The following is a 19568-nucleotide window of genomic DNA, read 5'->3' as shown; positions in this document are numbered from 1 at the left end:
AATATATCTCTTCAAGTTCTGTTAAATTTCTGATATTCATAATGCAGGTCATTTTCCAGACTTAAGTGGAATACGAAGCTCTCCGTTTGGCTTATTGATTCCATAACTATAAATGTAAATATCTAGCTCTTTCTTGTCGAAGTTTTCATAAACGTCCATCGATTTATTACTTTCATCGTAAAATTCCGGTTCTCCTAAAATCTGTTCTTTACCGTCCAAATAATAAGTTCGATCGACTCCCTCAAACATCGGGTCTGAGCTCAAGGTTTCAACATATAGGTTATTGTCCTTTAAATAGTAAGTCCATGAGATTGGATACCCCGCAATGCTAGACGTTGTAGTTTGATGTTTTTCTGATATGTCAGTCAAATGGATTGGTTTGTCGTTCTCGTCTCCGTAAAAACCATCGATACGGTGCTTCGCGACGAGGGTTATAGGCTTATTAGCCAGAGAAGCTGCATCTAGCCCTACCACTTCAAAGCGTAGATCTTGTCCTTCACCCATAGAATACCCTTTTAACAGAGTTCCACCTACATCTAGTTGATACTCTCTAAAAGGGAGAGTGTAGTAGTCTTCTTGAGTAATGTTCAAACGAACTTGGGTTGGTGTAACCTTCATTTCATGGATTTTCGTGTTAGGGACATTGCCCATAGGGATATCTAGCACTTGCTTAAATGACGCATTTTCCAACTGTTTTTTGAAAAGATTCATATTTATGTTCCAAGTACTTTCTTTTGATTCTAGTATGTGATCATAAGAAAGCTGGAATTTAGTCCCTTCTTCACGTAAGGTGTTAGACTTGAATATTTGACTTATATTTGCTCCTCCGTCAAGGTATGAAGAAGAAGTACCTGTCACTTGTTTAACAGTTTCACCCACATCATTGATTGCCTCGAATTCTACACGTTTGTACGGCATTTCAGTATCCATAAACGTAACGTCTGACTTTAGGAGAACTTTACCTTCAGCCGGTTCAAAAGACTGTAAGGTCACGCTACCCACCCCATCCTTTTGAATTGGGAACACTTGCGTAGTAGCGTCATTAGGATTATAGCTGATGGACTGCTTCTTATTGCTGATGAATTGGATATTCTCCATTATAAACTCAATATCGGTCGTCTGCCCTTCGCCAACCCAGTCCGTTTCAAAATATCCCTGGTATTCACCTAGCTCCTCATTCCACTTACCCCGATAATTCCCTTCAACAAAGTTGCCCTTCGAATCTTTTAGTCCAATAAGTTTAAAATCTATATCCGTTATATTTTGGGATGTTTCAGGTTTCAAACTATACAGCAATACGGTTCTGTTCTCATCTATAAACGCCGTATGTACGGTTAACGTAACACCCTCCTTTGTAACGGATTGCTCAATCGTTTGACCTAAGCCCTGCTCTAATGCAGACTGAATACCTTCCCTATGTGAAAGCATGCTGGACCAGTCATAATTCAGAGCTGCATAAACTGGTGTAGCCATCAAAGCTACAGATAGCCCTGCAACCAATGCAAAGCGCTTTCGTTTTCGAGGACGGAGCACAACTGGTTCATCTCCAGCAACCTTTAGCTCGTCCTGCTGGATACTGCTCCACATCTGATCAAAGTTAGGGTAATCGATGTTATTTGATGCCTTCATTTGGTTTTTAACCTTGTTTTCAATGCGTTCCAAATTGATTCTCTCCCTTCAACCATAAGTTGTTTTTGTGTTCAAGCTTTTTGCGCATGATTTTCAATGCCTTATGGAGTCTCGACTTCACTGTACCCACAGGAATCTGCAGGGTTTCAGCGATCTCTACCATGGATAGCTCACCGATATAGCGGAGGGTAACAACTGCCATCAATTTGTCTGGTAGTTGCTTCAGTAGTTCCTCCCATTCTTCCTGAGCTGTTTTTTCTACTACAATGGTGTCTACGGATTTAATTGAAAATGTTGCCTGCTCATGAAGCCATTGCACCTGACCCTGTTTATCCCTCTGAGTCTGATTCCGTTTTAGCAAGTTTAAGCAATGGTTCATTGCGATGCGCATGATCCAGGCACGCGTATGCTCAACGTTTTGCCAATCCTGACGAAAAACGGTGATAAATACGTCATGGCATAGATCTTCCGCATCTTGTGCGTTTCGCAGCATGTAATAACATGTGCGGTATACATCCTTGTTATAAGAATCGAATATTTCACGCTCTGTCAATCCAAGGCACTCCTTTCTTTGCGTTATACTTTATAAACAAATGACCATTGGAAAAGGTTCATCTTTTTTAGTAAAATTATTCTTTAATTATACTTAATTACTTTTTCACACTTTATTATTCACTACTAAGATAACTACAATAGAAGAGAAAGCTTTTATCCTATAGAAACCCCGCATTTTGAAATAATGTCAAAGCGCGGGGTTCAAATTTAAGCTATTTTAAATATGATAAATCAGATTATCGCCTTCATATATGTATTTTTTCTGACATACTAATCCACTAACTATTTTTAGCTATTAAAAATCTAATGTGGTAATCTTCTTCCGGAATTTACTCAGTATATTTTAGCCCATTCCTTGTATAAGCACTTTTAACTCGTAAGTCCAAATAGGAAGTCTTCCAATTTGTGTTGAAATCCACGTTCTAAAAAGAGATATAATAAGTCATTTACAATCTCATAATAAAAGCAGACGGCGATATAGAAGCCCATTATAGAACTTCTAAACCATCTGCTTTTGTTGGGAAATACTTTTAAGTCGGAGAAAAGGTAGTTCCTCTTCCTAAGTCTCCAATTCTACACTTCTCCTTTTTTACGAGCTGCCATTTCATCTTGCATTTCTTCTTTTAATCCTTCAATTGACTTTTGACGTCGCTTATTTTTTTCTTTAATCATTTCACTTTGCATAGGGTCTGCAAATTCCAAACTAATCTCCGCTTCATGGAGTTTTTCTTCAGTATTCTTAACGATATCACGAATTCGTTCAACGTTATTGGATCTATCATCTGGTTTTGAGTGTCTTGAATTAGCCATGGTAACCTCCTAAAATTTCGACGTTACAATTAGTTTGTATGTTTTTTATGTTTATATGTACACTAATTTTTACTAAGAAAAGTGCTTTTGCGATTTTGGCACGACAAGCACTGGAGAAAGGCTTACAGTTTTCTTGCCGCGTGAGGTGACAAAAAGCCCTTAAGGAAATAGATCCCTTAAAGGCTTTTTAACTAAATTAAGGTACAACTTACCCTTAATCCCCGTGCTCTTTGGTTTTTCTTTATTGATAAAATGGCTTCACTTTGTACCCGTCTTTCTCCAAATGATAGCGAATGCTTTTCTCACCTAAGAAGTGACCTGAACCAACAACAACAAAGTACGTACCTTTTTTCTCTTTAAGTACATTCGTGATTTTCTTTGCCATTTGTTCATCTCGTAAACCAAATAGCATTTCATTGTACTCTGACGGTCCACCTTCCATCGATTGGAAGCTTTTTGCAAACTCTTCAACGTTCCCTTGCTTCCAGCTTGTAAACCACTCTTGAAGAATGTTAGATTGATTTTCTTCAGATGGATTGATTATGTTATCCAACACAGCGACTAAAGACTGCTCCTGTGCTTCTGGTGATAACGCGTCAAACATATCAACTTGTGCTTTCATACCTTCTAATTCAATCACTGGCTTTTTCTGCAGATCTGCATTTAATAAAAAGTACATATCAATACCGTGCTTCGCCATTTCTTGTGGCGTCATACCAAAGGAATTATCTGTTGACAGCATTGCTAAAGTGCTTGACAGTGTCCAAGGTTTTTGCAATGTCAGTTGTTCCATAGGGAGATTATATAGCTTTGCAACTTTTTCAAGCTTCGCATATGTTTCTGGCGCAACAGCATCTTTCAGTGTTGTGCCATCTGAATACATTGCCTTTTTCGCATAATAATCAAGCCCTTTCGTATCCAGAATATTTGCCTCTACTAATAGCGCATCCGCTTTATCGAACGCGTTCACTAGTTTTTGATCAAATGGGTATAAGTCAGGTGTACCTAGGTGAATGGAGCCTAATAAATACACAGTCGTATCCTCATCCTCTACTACCCAGGCTACCCCCTTCGCTCCTTGCTCTGCAAGTTCATAGGTAATCTTAATCAATCGAGAAGCTAGTAGAACAGCCTGTTGCGTCGTTGCCTTTTGCTCTAAGTGCAGTTCGTTTGAATAACCTTGTAATATGTTATGATCTTTCATAAATTTAACGGCATCCGTGCCGACAGGTAAATCATAGCGTGCGACGATATTATACAAGCGATTCACAATATCACCGCGTGTATTATCGTTCTTCACGTTCAATGGCTTATACTTTTTATTTTCCGCTAAGCCCAGTGAGGCAACTTTCTTTTCCGTTAATGCCAGCAGTTCATTTACCTTGTCCACAGAAATTTCTTTATGAAAGTCTTTATCATACCATGTAGTTGGGTAAATTCCGTATTTTTCACCTTCAACTAAGGTTTCAATAACCTGATTACTTATCGATGGTGATAGGGGCGGTGATTGCTCCTTCGCATGAATCACTGGCACAACCGATGTCAGCATCAATGAAGCGCCAAGCAACGCAGCACTCGTACGTTTCAGTATTTTTTTCATCATATTGTCTTCTCTCCCTTGATACTTATTCTATGAATATAGTACCATATAAATGTAAACTATTTTATGTTAAATATGAGAATAATTATAATTTCATATTAATCTATTTTCTAACCTCAAATACAAAAAAACCGTCCTGATTTTTAGGACGGGATTAAAATAAAGTTGTTTAATTTTTGATGTAAAATAATATAATCGTTTAATTCTAAGTGTTGCTTTACAATAGGGATCTTAGTGAAATAGATCAACATTTAAGAATGTCGATCTATTTCATCACCTGCCTTTTTCAAAGCTCTTTGAAGTTGATAAATTTTCATCATACTAATTAATCCAACTAATAGAGCTCCCAATAGGACTGACCCAATAATAACGAGGATTAATGGCCACTCAGCTTTACCAAATAAATAATTAACCGTTACCTTGTCAACATTGATAACTGAAAATACCGCGATAATTAAGACTACAATTATTGCTAATATTAAGTTCCACTGCTTTTTCATATGCCACCTCTTTCATTGTTATCTACATTCTATAATTACTATTATAAAATCTGGAATAGATTGGGACAATCACTATTTCGCAACAAGAGTATTACCCTAATATTATTAGTTACACAACTTTTATAAAAAAGTTTGATCCCTTTTTATTTGTGACGTTCAACAATCACGTCCATTTTTGGCAGATTGTTTCAATAGAAAACTTTTCTTAATTCTTTTTTCATAGTAGTAATGACGTTTTTTTATGTTTAGACAGCTTTTCATGCTTATGCTTGTAACGCCTCAATTGTTTGAACTACTTGCTCTTCTGTTAAATTGTGACGCACGATGTAGCGGTTTCGCGCATGCTTTGTACATTCGATTGTACAGCCCCCTAAATGCTTTGCTTCATTTTCTTCTGATGCAATGATTTGCTTGTTACATTCAGGGTTTGCACAGTTAATGTAACGTTCACAAGGTTCGCCGTCATAGTGATCACGACCAATAATAACATGCTCTACTTGATTGATCGGCACCGTTAAACGCTCATCAAATACGTACATTTGACCGTCCCATAATTGGCCTTTCGCAACAGTGTCTTTTCCGTATGTTGCAACACCGCCGTGTAATTGACCAACATCGCCAAAGCCTTCACGTTTCATCCAGCCCGAAAACTTCTCACAACGAATCCCGCCCGTGCAGTATGTTAAAACATTTTTCCCGTCGAATAGCTCGCGGTTTGCACGTACCCATTCCGGTGTATCGCGGAAGTTTTGTACATCTGGTCGAATCGCACCACGAAAATGGCCGACATCGTATTCATACGTGTTACGCACATCTAATACTACTGTATTTTCATCTTGCATTTCAGCAAGGAATTGTTCTGGTGACAGGTATCGACCTGTTAATTCATGTGGGTTTACGTCTTCTTCTAAGCCTAGGTTTACTAACTCAGGACGTGGGCGTACATGCATTTTTTTGAATGTATGCCCATCTGCCGCATCAATTTTGAAGACAATGCCTTCAAATAATGGGTCTGCTTGCATGTTTGCCATGTATTGCTCTGCTTGCTCAATCGTACCTGAAACAGTACCGTTAATGCCCTCATTAGCTACTAAAATACGACCTTTTAAACCGATTTCTTTACACATTGCTAAGTGCGTTGCTGAAAACGCAGCTGGATCTTCGATTTTCGTATAATGGTAATATAATAAAACTTGATAATTCATTGTATCCACCTATCATTTCATATATTTGCAGGATATACCTGATAGTGTCTTTTACGACCTATTAAACATAAAGGATAATCATTTAATATGCTATCGGTAATTAGGCTGAAATGGGTATACAATAATGTTTTTAAAGAACTTGTGAAGTGGCCAACGGATTTGAACTAATAAGAAATAGCCGATCCAGTTAATGAGATCAATAAAGTAAAGGACCGTAAGTAAATAAATTAACCATCTCGTTTCAAATTCAACATCAGAAGTTTTTAACCTTATTTGTAATGTAGTTTACTCCGAAAAATAATGTGAAAAAAAATATAAACCTTGATACAGCAACAACTACTCTGTACCAAGGTTTATTTTAGTGTCACATCATCCTATATTAATATGACAAATATAATTATAAAATGTGACAGTATTATTTATAACTAACAAGCCTGTAGCTACATAAAATTACTCAACCGTCACTGATTTAGCCAAGTTACGTGGTTTATCTACATCACAGCGGCGGTGTAGTGCTGCGTAATAGCTAATTAACTGTAATGGCACTACAGATACAAGTGGTGTTAGGTATTCGTGAACTTGAGGGATTACTAAACGGTCACCGTCTTCGTCTACGCCAGCCATGGCAATAATGCATGGGTATGCTCCACGTGCAGCTACCTCTTTAACATTACCACGAATATTTAATGATACTGCTTCTTGTGTGACAAGGGCAAATACTGGTGTACCTTCTTCGATTAAGGCAATTGTTCCGTGTTTTAGCTCGCCACCTGCGAAGCCTTCTGCTTGAATGTAAGAGATTTCTTTTAGCTTCAAGGCACCCTCAAGGCTCACATAGAAGTCGATGTTACGACCGATGAAGAATGCGTTGCGTGCGATTTTTAAGTAGTCCTCTGCGATATCCTCTAATACATCTTTTGAATCGATAATTGTTTGGATACCATTTGCTGCAATCGCAAGTTCTTGTTTTAAATCGAATTCTAAGCCTTTGCCATTAGCTTTCGCCGTTACATATGCTGTTACAGCAAGTACAGCTACTTGCGCTACATATGCTTTTGTAGAAGCTACTGCAATTTCTGGGCCTGCATGTAATAAAAGCGTATGATCCGCCTCACGTGATAGTGTAGAGCCAGGTACATTTGTAATTGTTAATGTTGGATAACCAAGCTCTTTAATTTTCACAAGTACTTGACGGCTATCTGCTGTTTCACCTGATTGTGTAATAAAGATAAACAATGGTTTTTCTGAAAGTAATGGCATATTGTAGCCAAATTCACTTGAAATATGAACTTCCACTGGAATGCCAGCCATTTTCTCGAAATATTGCTTACCAATTAGACCTGCATGATAGCTTGTGCCAGCTGCAATAATATATAGACGGTCTGCTGATCGTAATGCTTCTAAAATATTTGCGTCAATTGTTAAATCGCCATTCTCGCCTTCGTATGCTTGAATGATTTTACGAATAACTGTTGGCTGCTCATCCATTTCTTTTAACATATAGTGAGGGTACGTACCTTTTTCAATATCGCTCATATCAAGCTCTGCTGTGTATGGTGCACGCTCTACTAATGAACCGTCTAATTTTGTAATTTCAACGCTAGCTTTGTGTACGATTACGACTTCTTTATCGTGTAGCTCCACATATTGATCTGTTACCTGTAGCATCGCCATTGCATCTGAAGCTACTACATTGAAGCCTTCACCAACACCTACTAAAAGTGGTGATTTGTTTTTCGCAACGAAAATTGTATCAGCCGCTTCTGCATCTAAAAGAGCTAATGCGTATGAGCCGTGTAATAAAGATAAAGTTTTACGGAACGCCTCAGTTGTACTTAAACCTTCTTTTACAAATAGCTCTACTAATTGCACGATGACTTCTGTGTCTGTATCAGATTTCATCGGGATACCTTTTAAATATGTTTTTTGTAATAAATGATAGTTTTCAATAACTCCGTTGTGTACTAAAGTAAAACGTCCTGATGCACTCTGATGAGGATGTGCATTCAGACGGTTTGGCACACCGTGAGTTGCCCAACGTGTATGACCAATACCAACTTTTGCAGCAACGTCCTCGTCTACTGCATCACGTAAATCAGCAATACGTCCCTTTTCTTTGAAGACTGTTACCCCATCTTCATTACGTACTGCAATACCTGCTGAGTCATAACCACGGTACTCTAGTTTCTCTAAACCTTTTAATAAGATTTCCTTTGCATCTGTTTCACCAATATATCCTACAATTCCACACATAAATTTCTTGTCCTCCGATATCGTCAATTTGACGCAATGACAAATTAGACCCCAACCTATCGAATTTTTTTATGAATGTAAAAGCTATGCTTATTTATCAATTATGCCTCGGCATAATTGCGTCCGGAATCGGCTTTGTGCTTAGGCCTGCACGATGCAGGTCAGTTAGCCGTTATCGCATGGATGCGATGATTTTAGGCTAACATCCTATATTGAACTCCTTTCCGATCTCCGTGACATCCGCCGGAGGCTTTACCTTCTTTTAGCTGGTGTTTGGACACCTGTTGAAAGAAGGTAAATAAAATATGCATACTCATACATACATAAACTTACACTCATTCAGCCATCTGAATAGTAATTATTCGATACGTGAGATTTTCTATTTATCTATTGCTTTAACTATACCTTCTCCATTTTCTGTACATTCAATCACTCAAATGCTTTCAAAATGAAAAGTGACAATCGGGTATGTCGATCGGGAGGCATCCGCCGAATTTTCGATAAACCTCCACCTCGTCTGCTGAAGTTAGCTTCGTCCAATTTCTTCAGCTCAGGCGCTATAATTGTTTTCCGATTTTGCGCGTTCTTCCCTCCTTATGCGCTCTCGTTAAATGATAAGGTCGGACCTCATATTCAACTTCTCCATCATACTCAATCATATGCTATACGTCAAATTTTCGTTATAAAAAACACCTATTTATCCTACTTTTTAGTGACAAAGTGTAGACAAACAATCTGCTATAAAGCATTATTTTGAAATTCCTATTAAATATATGATGTTTTTTCCATGCCCGGTTGCTAGCCTAAACAAAAAGAACTCCTTTCCGATTTCGTGACATCCGCCGGAGGCTTTGGGCCAACAAATGTTTTCTGTGCGAAAGCGTAGTGCAACGTAGCGGCAGCAACATGATGTTGGTCGCTCAGTCGTGTGTTGCTATCGCTTCGCTTTCGCACAGATAAATTGCCACAGGACGTGGCGTTCTTAGACTGAGTTCCTCTATTTTAGCAGGTGTTTGGACGCCCGCTGAAGAGTAACTTTAATTCGCATTAATCCCACCACTATAGAGGTGGGAGAATTCTGTACCTGTCGCTACGCTTTCGGTACAAAAGACATTTGCTGAAAGAAATTAAAACATAAAAGGCACAAGCAGATTCACTTGTGCCTTTTAAGCTTAGCCTTCTTCACTCTCTAATAATTTCACAATTTCTCGATTAAATGCTGGTAGATCCTCCGGTGTGCGGCTTGTGACTAATTGTTTTTGGCAAACAAACACTTCCTCGTCATGGAAAATTGCACCTGCATTTTCTAAGTCTACTCGAATGGATTTGTAGCCAGTTGCGTCACGACCACTTAATGTTTTTGCTGTAATGAGTAATTGAGGTCCATGACAAATAGCAAAGGTTGGTTTCATATCGTCCATAAACTCCTTTACAAATGCCACAACACGATCATCTACACGTAATATATCAGGAGAAAATCCACCTGGAATGAACAATGCATCAAATTCAGAAGCCGTTACCTCATCGATGCCCCTATCAATTTTTACTTTCTCTCCGTGCTTACCTTCTACCTCAATGCCCGCTGTCGTATCGATCGTTATTAGTTCATGACCTGCCGCTTCTAACGCTCCTTTAGGACTCGTAAATTCGGCGTCCTCGAACATATTAGTAATTACCGTAGCAATTTTAGCCATTGCAATACAACACTCCCTGTAATTGTGACTCTGTACTACTGTTCCCATTCTTTTTGAAAACATTCATTTCGTCGGAAGGCTTTCAATACCTGAAGCACAAAATAGTTCTATCCACACCTCTTACCTTTCTATCCATCACTTCTCTGAGCCTAATAAAAAAACCCGACCTCCTTTGAAAGGAAATCGAGTTGTTGATAAATTTCGCCTTGGTGTAATTTCGTCTGGATTTTGAATTGTGCATGCACAATTCAAAATCCGTGACATCCGCCGGAGGCTTTATCTTCATTCAGTGGGTATTTACCACCTACTGAATGAAGATAAACTATTTATTCCGTTAAGCCCATTTCAGTACGTACAACATCTGCTATACGCTCTACGTAACGCTCGCAATCTTCTTCTGTCGCAGCTTCTACCATTACTCGTACAAGTGGCTCAGTACCAGAAGGACGCACTAGCACGCGACCGTTACCAGCCATATCTGCTTCTACCTCAGCGATTACTGCAGCAACTTTTGCATTTTCCGTCACAGCATGCTTGTCTGTTACACGTACGTTGACTAAACGCTGTGGAAAAATTTTCATTTCAGAAGCAAGCTCTGATAGTTTTTTACCTGTAGATTTCATAATGTTAACAAGCTGAATACCCGTTAATAAGCCATCACCAGTTGTATTATAGTCTAGGAAAACAATATGACCAGATTGCTCGCCACCTAAATTATAATCATTAGCGCGCATTTCTTCTACGACATAACGATCACCTACAGCTGTTTGTACACTGTGCATATCGTTATCTTCAACAGCTTTGTAGAAGCCCATGTTACTCATAACCGTTGACACGATTGTTTGCTTTTTCAAGCGACCAACTGTATTTAAATGCTTACCAATGATGAACATAATTTGATCACCATCAACAATTTTACCGTTTTCATCTACTGCGATTAAACGGTCACCATCGCCATCGAATGCTAAACCAACGTCAGCATTTTTTTCTGTGACAAATTTAGCTAATCCTTCTGGATGTGTTGAACCGACACCTTCATTAATATTTAAGCCTGTTGGTGAGGCACCCATTGTTGAGATATCCGCTTCTAAATCTGCAAATAGGTGTGTAGCTAGTGAAGACGTAGCGCCATGTGCACAATCTAATGCTACATGGATGCCCTCAAATTCTTCAGTCACTGTTTGCTTTAAATATTGAATATATTTTTGTCCACCCTCGAAGTAGTCACTTACTGAACCTAAATCTGCCCCGATCGGACGTGGCAATGTATCTTCTTGTGCATCTAATATTGCTTCGATTTCGGCCTCTTGCGCATCTGTTAGTTTAAAACCATCAGGACCGAAAAATTTAATACCATTATCAGCAACTGGGTTATGTGAAGCTGAAATCATAACGCCTGCATTTGCGCTCATAATTCGAGTAAGGTAAGCCACACCTGGTGTTGAAATAACACCAAGACGCATTACCTCCACGCCGATTGATAAAAGACCAGCTACAAGTGCACCTTCAAGCATTTCACCTGAAATACGCGTGTCACGACCGATTAAAACCTTTGGACGGTCCGTTGCATCCTTCGTTAAAACGTAGCCACCTACGCGGCCAAGCTTAAATGCAAACTCCGGTGTTAATTCACTATTCGCGACGCCACGGACGCCATCTGTTCCAAAATATTTACCCATTTTGATTATTCTCTCCTTCAATGCAAGACGGTGGTCACGCTTGTCTACACTGACAACTAGATCACTCGTCTGCTTACTTTTGGAAAAGTCTATTTTCGTTCATTTTCTGGTAACTATTCATTTTACCCCTATGCCCATTTATTCGGACTTGTAAATCAGCGAAGATAAATTGAGCATAAAGTATTTTGATTTTAGCCCGAGTAACTTTTTTCGTTAATGTTTCAAAACCGAAAATGACACCCTACCGATAGAGAACGAAATCTCTACTGAATCAAAATAAAATTATAGTCAGTTATTGTTTAAGAATCAACATCTTCTGTTTTTTCTGTTGGTGGCGTTTTGTCCTCAGAAGGAGTGTCCGGTTCCTCCTTATTAGGTGGAGGAGTAGGTGTAGGTGTAGGCGGTGGAGTAGGTGTAGGAGCAGGAGGGTTAGTAGTTGTTGTTGTCGTAGTTGTTGTTTTCTCCTGCTCTACCTTCGTAACGTCCGCTTTCACTTTAATCCTTGATTCAGATATTTTTGTCACACCTTCTGGTAATTTCACATCAAATTCATAAGTTTTTGATTCTGTAATTTTTGATAAGTCCACCTCTATTGGTATGACAGTTAAACTATCTAGGATAGATTTTCTACCGTATACCCTCACCATTGTAGGGTTAAATGTTAATTGGTTAACGGAAATACCGTTTGCCACTTTCCCTATTTCCTTAAGCACTACAGGCAACTCCCTGCTGTATGCCCCAATATCTACTTGTACCTTCACAGTTTCTGGTTCAATCGTAACGTCTAGCTTATTTAAATCACGATCTAGCACTTGAACTGCCGCTACCTGTGAGAACGATTCTTTCAAGCCTTGTTCACCCGTTACAGTAGCTTTTACATAGCTAATGCTTTCAATTGCACTTTTGGCACCTGTTACATACACCGTAGCTGGATTAGCAGTCATGCCATTTAAAATATACCCTTCTTCAAGTAAACGATTACTCATCTCAGGGTCAACACGAAACTCCTGTGTTACTTTTTCCTCAATGTTTACCTTTACAGTCTCAGGGTCAAATGTAACTTGCAACTTATCAGAAATGTTTTCGTATTGTAGGTTAACATTATGTTCACCTATAAGTAATTTACTTAAATCCACAAAAACAGAAAAATCCTTCGTTGTCTTTGTTTTCATTACAAGTGGCATTGGGCCTTTTATCGTAACATCCACCGTCTTAGGTATACCTGTTACAATGAGGTTCTTATCATCATAAAAAACATCTACAGGTACATCTCGAATTACCTCTGTTTGCTCACTACTCGAAATTGTTTTATTTTTAGGAGATAATTCGGCACGAACGGAGAAAAATAACAAAAAGGCTAAAAATAGTGCGACGATTCGTAATACCCAAGGGCTATCCATCATTTTATCCATTCTTTTTCCCCCTCCAAGTTAACTTAGAGGCTGCATTTGACTCCTGTGCTAATCCGAACCACATTTTACGTAACAGTCCTTCGAATTCCTCTAGAGAAAGATTTCGATGTAGATTACCATTCATTGTAAGACTAATGGCACCGGTTTCTTCTGATACGACAATAGTAATGGCATCTGTCACTTCACTTAAGCCAAGTGCAGCTCGGTGGCGTGTCCCAAGCTCTTTAGAGATAAATGGACTCTCAGAAAGCGGTAAATAACAAGCTGCTGCCGATATTTTATCTTTCTGCATAATCACTGCTCCATCATGAAGCGGTGTATTAGGTATAAAAATGTTAATAAGTAACTCCGATGAAATTTCGGAATTTAGTCCTATGCCCGTTTCTATATATTCATTTAGACCAGTTTCTTTTTCAATAGAAATTAACGCCCCTATACGACGTTTGGCCATATAACTAACAGATTTCTTCATCGCCTCAATAAGCCTAGTTTGTTCTTCTTCAACTTGACTAATTGAACGTTGAAATAGCTTCCCTCTACCAATTTGTTCAAGACCACGTCTTATTTCAGGTTGGAAAATGATAATAATCGCCAAGAAACCGAACTCGATAACTTGTTGTAACATCCATCCTAACGTTTCTAACCCAAAAAAGTCTGTAGCAAGGCGCGCAATAATAATTACGAATATCCCTTTTAATAATTGGACAGCCTTCGTACCTTTAATGAGGGTTAAAATTTTATAAATAACGTACCATACGAGCAGTACATCTAATAAGTTAATAACAATATTCACAGGTGTTAAATTAGCGAAATGTTCGATAATTTGCACGTGGCATCCCCCACTTTTCATTGCGAATCCATACACATTTAAGTATAGCACACTCTTAACAAATGTAACTTTTTTCAAATAAAAAGTCTACTCAAAAGAGTAGACCTTTCAGCCTCTCACGTGCACTATCTATTAGGACGTATAGAGTGTTATTTAGTTGCTTGGTTCCCCTCGAATGTTACAGCAGACTTTACTGAATTTTTAATCGTATACCAAAGCCATTCAAATACTTCGTCGATTTCTTCTATTTTTCCTGAAACAACTGCCGAAGATGCCATATACTGTCCGTTAATAACGGTAACATTGCCATCCACTTCACCTTCAACAATTAAATCACCATTTTTAACAACAATGTCGCCTCTTACAACTTCTCCCTCCGGTACAATAACCGTTTGACCATCAACAACAAGGTTTGGCTGTTTAGTCACAGAGAAATGTTGGTCATCCATGAAACTACCTAGTAAAGTTGCACTCATGAATAAACAAAAAACTGCTGCTGCCACAAAGAATGGATGCCGGCGAATCCATTTTTGCATGCCTACACGACTTTTGGGTTTCGGTAAACGAGCCATAACGGCTTCTTCAAAATGCGGAGGTGCTGTAATATGGGAAGCACTCTTCACAAAGGCGATTGTTTCACTTAATTCCTGCATCAATAGTTTACAATCATTGCATGTATGCAAATGGCGTTTCAACTCTTGCTCATGCTCACGACTAATGTCACCATCTAAATAATCATGGATATAGTCTATAATATGCTCTGGACAAGTATTCATGACGCTCCCCCTCCTACAGATTGTTTAATTGCTTACGTAATGCTTCACGTCCGCGGTGAATCCTCGTTTTCACCGTTCCAAGAGGCATATCTAAAATCTCGCTAATTTCCTGTAATGATAATTCTTCAATATATTTCAATACTATAACTGAACGGTATTTATCCGGCAAACGTCCAATCTCATATTGAATACGATCTTGCAGTTCCATTTGCTCGATCTGTTCCTCTGGTAGCTGGTCACCTGCTGCGATCTGCGAATACATATCAAGCCCTTCTGTACCAGCTACTTCCGCATCTAAATAGTAATCCGGTTTTTTCTTCCGGATTCGGTCTATACAAAGGTTTGTCGCTATGCGATAAAGCCACGTTGAAAATTTTCTTTTCTGATCAAAAGTATGCAAATTCATATAAGCACGAACAAACGCTTCTTGTGTAATATCCTCAGATTCTTGCTTGTTCCCTAACATCCTATAGCATACTTGATACAGTTTGTGCTGATAGAGACTCACAATATCTGCAAATGCGTTTTGATCACCTTTAAGCACTTGTTTTATTCTCTTGTTTACTAACGCATCCATTGTGTTGATTTCTCCACCTTTACAACTGTCTTATACTATACGACCCATCGATAAGAAAAGTTTCATTTTATTATTAATTATAGCAAAAGATTTTTATACATTGTGGCAATAGGCAATTTTTTGTCAAATATCTTTAAACTAAAGTTTCACCAAATAAGGAACCCATCAATGCTACTGCAACATCAGCTGTTCTGTTCTTTTCATCTAATATCGGATTAACCTCAACAAATTCAGCAGATGTTAACATACCTGATTCCTGAAGCATTTCCATCGCCAAATGGCTTTCTCGATACGTAATCCCACCAGGTACAGGCGTCCCAACCCCAGGAGTATAAAGTGGATCTAACCCATCTAAATCAAGTGATAAATGCAAGCCATCTATATCACGCGCTCTTAAATAGGCAAGCGCATCTTCCATTACACGCGTCATTCCAAGACGGTCTACCTCATGCATTGTATACACCTTGATTCCTTGCTGACTAATTAATTCACGTTCTCCTGGATCTACGGAACGTGCTCCAATAATAATGACATTTTCAGGTTTAATTTTTGGTATATTATTACGAATTTTCACTAAGCGTTCATGACCAAGCCCTATGCTAACAGCTAACGGCATGCCATGTATATTACCAGAAGGTGTCGTTTCAGGCGTGTTAAGGTCAGCATGCGCATCAAACCAAATAACACCTAAATTTTTATAATGCTCACCAAGCCCAGCGAGTGTACCTATAGCAATGCTATGATCACCACCAAGTACAAGTGGAAACTCCTTTTGTTCCAATGCCCTACTCACACTATTTGCCAAAGATGTACTCACATCGATAACTTCCTCTAAATTTAATAGCCGTTTATCAACAATTGTACCTTCTTGTTTTTGACTAACACGTATATCCCCTTGATCATGTACTTCATGCCCAACCGCTTCTAAGCGCTCTACAACACCTGCGTAACGGATGGCACTCGGCCCCATATCTACTCCTCTACGAGTTTGTCCATAATCTGTCGGCACTCCAATAATAGAAATATTTAGTTTATTCATTTTTTTATACCCCCTTTAACTTGTAAGTCTATTGTATAGCCTATATCCTACATGGCTCAACCTAACAATTGTATGAATATTTATACAATTAATTATACTTGGGTGCCTGGAATCGGTAAGGAGTTAAAAAGAGCATAAAAAAATCTCCTGCTGTTTTCAGCAAGAGATTAGTATCTGTAGTCAATGTTACACTTTTGAATATGTTTTATTCTATAAAAGTGAGCCATGAAGGACTCGAACCTTCGACCCTCTGATTAAAAGTCAGATGCTCTACCAACTGAGCTAATGGCTCAAAAGAATATAAATGGCTGGGGTACTAGGATTCGAACCTAGGCATGACGGAATCAAAATCCGTTGCCTTACCGCTTGGCTATACCCCAATCATATATAAAAAAACTGGTGGAGGGGGACGGATTCGAACCGCCGAACCCTAAGGAGCGGATTTACAGTCCGCCGCGTTTAGCCACTTCGCTACCCCTCCGAAATAACACATTATGGTGGAGGATGACGGGCTCGAACCGCCGACCCTCTGCTTGTAAGGCAGATGCTCTCCCAGCTGAGCTAATCCTCCATAGAATCAGGTGTTTATTTCTTCACAGTTAATTTTCTTTTTAAGCCTTCGCATTACTACAAAGCTTTAAAAATGGTGACCCCTACGGGATTCGAACCCGTGTTACCGCCGTGAAAGGGCGGTGTCTTAACCACTTGACCAAGGGGCCATTTCAGATGTCTCGAACAAGACAAGAATTATAATAACATTTTTTTACGTTCGATGCAATACTTTTAAAAACTTTTTTTACTTTTTTTATGTATAACATCATCATTATAAATGGGCAAAAAAATGGCTCCGAAGGCAGGACTCGAACCTGCGACAACCTGATTAACAGTCAGGTGCTACTACCAACTGAGCTACTTCGGAACAATACTATTCAATTCGGTTTTTAAAAACCTCTCAAGTACATTTATTATTATATCAAGCATTATAAATTATGCAATACATATTGTGAAAATTTTTATATTTTTTGTCGAAGTATTCCTGTACCTTAACTAAAAACCTAATAGTTCTCTATTAAATCTAATATTTCTATTTTATGTATAGAATATTCTTGCTGTATATTATTGTAATTGATAAAATAAAGATAGTTTTAAGAATTTTCTATTAAATTTGTTTGGGGGAGGAATGTTCACATGGTAACAAACGATTTAATTGCACCAGAATTCTATAATATTACAGAGGAATTGGAGAAATTTTCTCAAGAAAGTGATCGTCAAGCAATACGATGGCTAAATACTCAACAGGAGCGACGAACGGTTTCCTATGTCGAACTTGTTCAAAAAATGAATCAATACGCGAATGTCTTAACGAAGAAGGGGCTTCAAAAAGGCGATCGCGTATTAGTTATTATTCCACGTCTGCCTGAAGCTTATTTTGTCTTTCTTGGATGTCTAAAGGCTGGAATTGTTCCTATTTCATGCTCAGAAATGTTACGTGCAAGTGATTTAGAGTATCGTATGGAGCACTCTTCTGCAAAGGCAGTAATTGCCTATGAAGTGTTTACTAGTGAAGTAGATCGTATTACTTCTTCAGTAGAGGCTTTAAATAATAAATTAGTTATAGGTTCTGCTACAGGTAATTGGACGTCTTTAAATGAATTGGCTAGTACTCAGCCAAATACATTTAAAGCAGCTGCGACGAAAAGAGATGATATGGCATTTCTTTCTTATACATCAGGCACGACTGGTAAACCAAAAGGAGCTGTTCATTCGCACGGTTGGGGATATGCGCATATTAGAACAGCGGCTTCGGGGTGGCTTGGTGTACGTGAAGGTGATCTAGTTTGGGCTACAGCAGCTCCAGGGTGGCAAAAATGGATTTGGAGTCCATTTTTATCGACTATTATGCTAGGCGCAACAGCATTTGTATACCATGGAGGATTTGATGCAAAAACATACCTTCAACTGCTTCAGGATGAAAAAGTCAATGTATTATGCTGTACTCCAACAGAATATCGCATTATGGCGAAGCTTGATAATTTAAAAGACTATAATCTATCTTCACTACGTAGCGCTGTTTCTGCTGGTGAACCGTTAAATCGACCAGTCATCGAAACATTTATGAACAACTTTGATCTTAAAGTGCGCGATGGCTACGGCCAAACGGAAAATACTTTACTAATCGGCACACTCGAAAATTCTGAATTACGTCCTGGTTCAATGGGTGTTCCTACTCCAGGCAATATTGTTCGTATCATTGATCATGAGGGTAACGAGGTACCAATTGGCGAAGTTGGAGATATTGCGGTACATAAATCATCTCCTGCTCTATTTAAAGAGTACTATCGTGAGCCTGAACGTACACAAGCTGCCTTCCGTGGAGATTGGTATATTACTGGTGACCAAGCTAAATGCGATGAAGACGGCTACTTCTGGTTTGAAGGCCGAGGAGATGACATCATTATTTCATCAGGCTATACAATTGGGCCATTTGAGGTAGAGGATGCTTTAAATAAACATGAAGCTGTACAAGAATGTGCTGTAGTCGCAGCACCAGATGAAATTAGAGGACATATTGTTAAAGCCTTTGTCATCTTGCGAGAAAGCTTCAAAGATCATGATGAGGCCGAATTAACAAAAGAACTACAGGAGCATGTTAAAGCTTTAACAGCACCTTATAAATATCCTAGAAGCATTGTCTTTATCGATGAGCTACCAAAAACAACTTCTGGGAAAATTCGTCGTATAGAGCTACGAGCAGCAACTGTATAAAATAAAAAAAGGAGACATTTTAACCAAGTGATTGGTGAAATGTCTCCTTTATATATTGCTTTTATTTAATATTCTTCTGGGTATAAAAAAAAAGCCACTACTGAGATTATCAGCAGCGACTTTTTGCGCCTAGCGACGTCCTACTCTCACAGGGGGAAGCCCCCAACTACCATCGGCGCTAAAGAGCTTAACTTCCGTGTTCGGTATGGGAACGGGTGTGACCTCTTTGCCATCATCACTAGAC

15 protein-coding genes, 6 tRNA genes and 1 rRNA gene are annotated in these 19568 nt (G+C 38.8%); 1 reads left to right on the top strand and 21 read right to left on the bottom strand.

The features are described 5' to 3' along the window. Positions 1-48 precede the first annotated feature (48 nt). The 20 genes from B1B04_RS14285 to B1B04_RS14190 form a co-directional block, all read right to left on the bottom strand. Complete coding sequence (locus B1B04_RS14285; RefSeq protein WP_079562114.1) at positions 49-1662, bottom strand: DUF4179 domain-containing protein; 1614 nt, start codon at positions 1660-1662, stop codon at positions 49-51. Next, entirely contained in the window at positions 1649-2182 is a 534-nt protein-coding gene (locus B1B04_RS14280; RefSeq protein ID WP_079562113.1) for an RNA polymerase sigma factor, read from the bottom strand. Before B1B04_RS14280 ends, B1B04_RS14285 begins: the two co-directional genes overlap by 14 nt. A 575-nt stretch (positions 2183-2757) precedes the next feature. Beyond that, on the bottom strand, positions 2758-2994 hold the full coding sequence (gene tlp / locus B1B04_RS14275; RefSeq protein WP_079562112.1) for a small acid-soluble spore protein Tlp: 237 nt from the start codon (positions 2992-2994) through the stop codon (positions 2758-2760). 241 nt (positions 2995-3235) lie between these two features. Beyond that, complete coding sequence (locus B1B04_RS14270) at positions 3236-4597, bottom strand: TraB/GumN family protein (protein ID WP_079562111.1); 1362 nt, start codon at positions 4595-4597, stop codon at positions 3236-3238. Between the two features lie 248 nt (positions 4598-4845). Beyond that, on the bottom strand, positions 4846-5094 hold the full coding sequence (locus B1B04_RS14265) for a LapA family protein (RefSeq protein ID WP_079562110.1): 249 nt from the start codon (positions 5092-5094) through the stop codon (positions 4846-4848). Between the two features lie 263 nt (positions 5095-5357). Next, entirely contained in the window at positions 5358-6299 is a 942-nt protein-coding gene (gene trhO / locus B1B04_RS14260) for an oxygen-dependent tRNA uridine(34) hydroxylase TrhO (RefSeq protein ID WP_079562109.1), read from the bottom strand. Positions 6300-6749: 450 nt separating this feature from the next. Further along, a complete protein-coding gene (gene glmS / locus B1B04_RS14255; RefSeq protein ID WP_079562108.1) occupies positions 6750-8552 on the bottom strand; it encodes a glutamine--fructose-6-phosphate transaminase (isomerizing) in 1803 nt (600 codons plus the stop codon). Between the two features lie 1172 nt (positions 8553-9724). Continuing rightward, entirely contained in the window at positions 9725-10246 is a 522-nt protein-coding gene (locus tag B1B04_RS14250; protein ID WP_079562107.1) for a type 1 glutamine amidotransferase domain-containing protein, read from the bottom strand. Between the two features lie 326 nt (positions 10247-10572). After that, on the bottom strand, positions 10573-11925 hold the full coding sequence (gene glmM / locus B1B04_RS14245) for a phosphoglucosamine mutase (protein WP_079562106.1): 1353 nt from the start codon (positions 11923-11925) through the stop codon (positions 10573-10575). A gap of 299 nt (positions 11926-12224) precedes the next feature. Next, positions 12225-13337 carry a CdaR family protein gene (locus tag B1B04_RS14240; protein ID WP_079562105.1) on the bottom strand — a complete coding sequence of 371 codons (1113 nt, stop codon included), beginning with the start codon at positions 13335-13337 and terminating at the stop codon, positions 12225-12227. Beyond that, positions 13330-14166, bottom strand: a complete 837-nt coding sequence (gene cdaA / locus B1B04_RS14235) for a diadenylate cyclase CdaA (RefSeq protein WP_170938987.1) — start codon at positions 14164-14166, stop codon at positions 13330-13332. Before cdaA ends, B1B04_RS14240 begins: the two co-directional genes overlap by 8 nt. 149 nt (positions 14167-14315) lie before the next feature. Then, positions 14316-14942, bottom strand: a complete 627-nt coding sequence (locus B1B04_RS14230; RefSeq protein WP_079562104.1) for an anti-sigma factor family protein — start codon at positions 14940-14942, stop codon at positions 14316-14318. 13 nt (positions 14943-14955) lie between these two features. Beyond that, entirely contained in the window at positions 14956-15519 is a 564-nt protein-coding gene (gene sigW / locus B1B04_RS14225; RefSeq protein WP_079562103.1) for an RNA polymerase sigma factor SigW, read from the bottom strand. Between the two features lie 133 nt (positions 15520-15652). After that, positions 15653-16558, bottom strand: coding sequence for an arginase (gene rocF / locus B1B04_RS14220; RefSeq protein ID WP_079562102.1), 906 nt, complete (start codon positions 16556-16558; stop codon positions 15653-15655). 219 nt (positions 16559-16777) lie between these two features. Next, positions 16778-16850: transfer RNA gene (locus tag B1B04_RS14215), tRNA-Lys, on the bottom strand. A gap of 13 nt (positions 16851-16863) precedes the next feature. Continuing rightward, positions 16864-16938 (bottom strand) — tRNA-Gln (locus B1B04_RS14210). Positions 16939-16955: 17 nt separating this feature from the next. Further along, a tRNA-Tyr gene (locus B1B04_RS14205) sits at positions 16956-17039 on the bottom strand. Positions 17040-17053: 14 nt separating this feature from the next. Beyond that, positions 17054-17129: transfer RNA gene (locus tag B1B04_RS14200), tRNA-Val, on the bottom strand. Between the two features lie 73 nt (positions 17130-17202). Further along, positions 17203-17277, bottom strand: a tRNA-Glu gene (locus B1B04_RS14195). Positions 17278-17400: 123 nt separating this feature from the next. Next, positions 17401-17477: transfer RNA gene (locus tag B1B04_RS14190), tRNA-Asn, on the bottom strand. A gap of 269 nt (positions 17478-17746) precedes the next feature. Here B1B04_RS14190 and mbcS point away from each other — a divergent pair. Continuing rightward, positions 17747-19324: an acyl-CoA synthetase MbcS gene (mbcS, locus tag B1B04_RS14185; protein ID WP_079562101.1), complete on the top strand. Its 1578-nt coding sequence runs from the start codon at positions 17747-17749 to the stop codon at positions 19322-19324. A gap of 127 nt (positions 19325-19451) precedes the next feature. Here mbcS and rrf read toward each other — a convergent pair. After that, positions 19452-19567, bottom strand: a 5S ribosomal RNA gene (gene rrf, locus B1B04_RS14180). Position 19568: the final 1 nt, after the last annotated feature.

The organism is Lysinibacillus sp. KCTC 33748 (assembly GCF_002237755.1).
Taxonomy (GTDB): Bacteria; Bacillota; Bacilli; order Bacillales_A; family Planococcaceae; genus Lysinibacillus.
The sequence above is the reverse complement of the archived record's forward strand: the minus strand, read 5'-3'. Positions and strand labels throughout refer to the sequence as shown.

Bases quoted from the DNA above. Each gene is read 5' to 3' on its own strand.
- tlp (WP_079562112.1), bottom strand. From the start codon at position 2,994: ATGGCTAATTCAAGACACTCAAAACCAGATGATAGATCCAATAACGTT.
- B1B04_RS14270 (WP_079562111.1), bottom strand. From the start codon at position 4,597: ATGATGAAAAAAATACTGAAACGTACGAGTGCTGCGTTGCTTGGCGCT.
- B1B04_RS14265 (WP_079562110.1), bottom strand. From the start codon at position 5,094: ATGAAAAAGCAGTGGAACTTAATATTAGCAATAATTGTAGTCTTAATT.
- trhO (WP_079562109.1), bottom strand. From the start codon at position 6,299: ATGAATTATCAAGTTTTATTATATTACCATTATACGAAAATCGAAGAT.
- glmS (WP_079562108.1), bottom strand. From the start codon at position 8,552: ATGTGTGGAATTGTAGGATATATTGGTGAAACAGATGCAAAGGAAATC.
- B1B04_RS14250 (WP_079562107.1), bottom strand. From the start codon at position 10,246: ATGGCTAAAATTGCTACGGTAATTACTAATATGTTCGAGGACGCCGAA.
- glmM (WP_079562106.1), bottom strand. From the start codon at position 11,925: ATGGGTAAATATTTTGGAACAGATGGCGTCCGTGGCGTCGCGAATAGT.
- B1B04_RS14240 (WP_079562105.1), bottom strand. From the start codon at position 13,337: ATGGATAAAATGATGGATAGCCCTTGGGTATTACGAATCGTCGCACTA.
- B1B04_RS14230 (WP_079562104.1), bottom strand. From the start codon at position 14,942: ATGAATACTTGTCCAGAGCATATTATAGACTATATCCATGATTATTTA.
- sigW (WP_079562103.1), bottom strand. From the start codon at position 15,519: ATGGATGCGTTAGTAAACAAGAGAATAAAACAAGTGCTTAAAGGTGAT.
- rocF (WP_079562102.1), bottom strand. From the start codon at position 16,558: ATGAATAAACTAAATATTTCTATTATTGGAGTGCCGACAGATTATGGA.
- mbcS (WP_079562101.1), top strand. From the start codon at position 17,747: ATGGTAACAAACGATTTAATTGCACCAGAATTCTATAATATTACAGAG.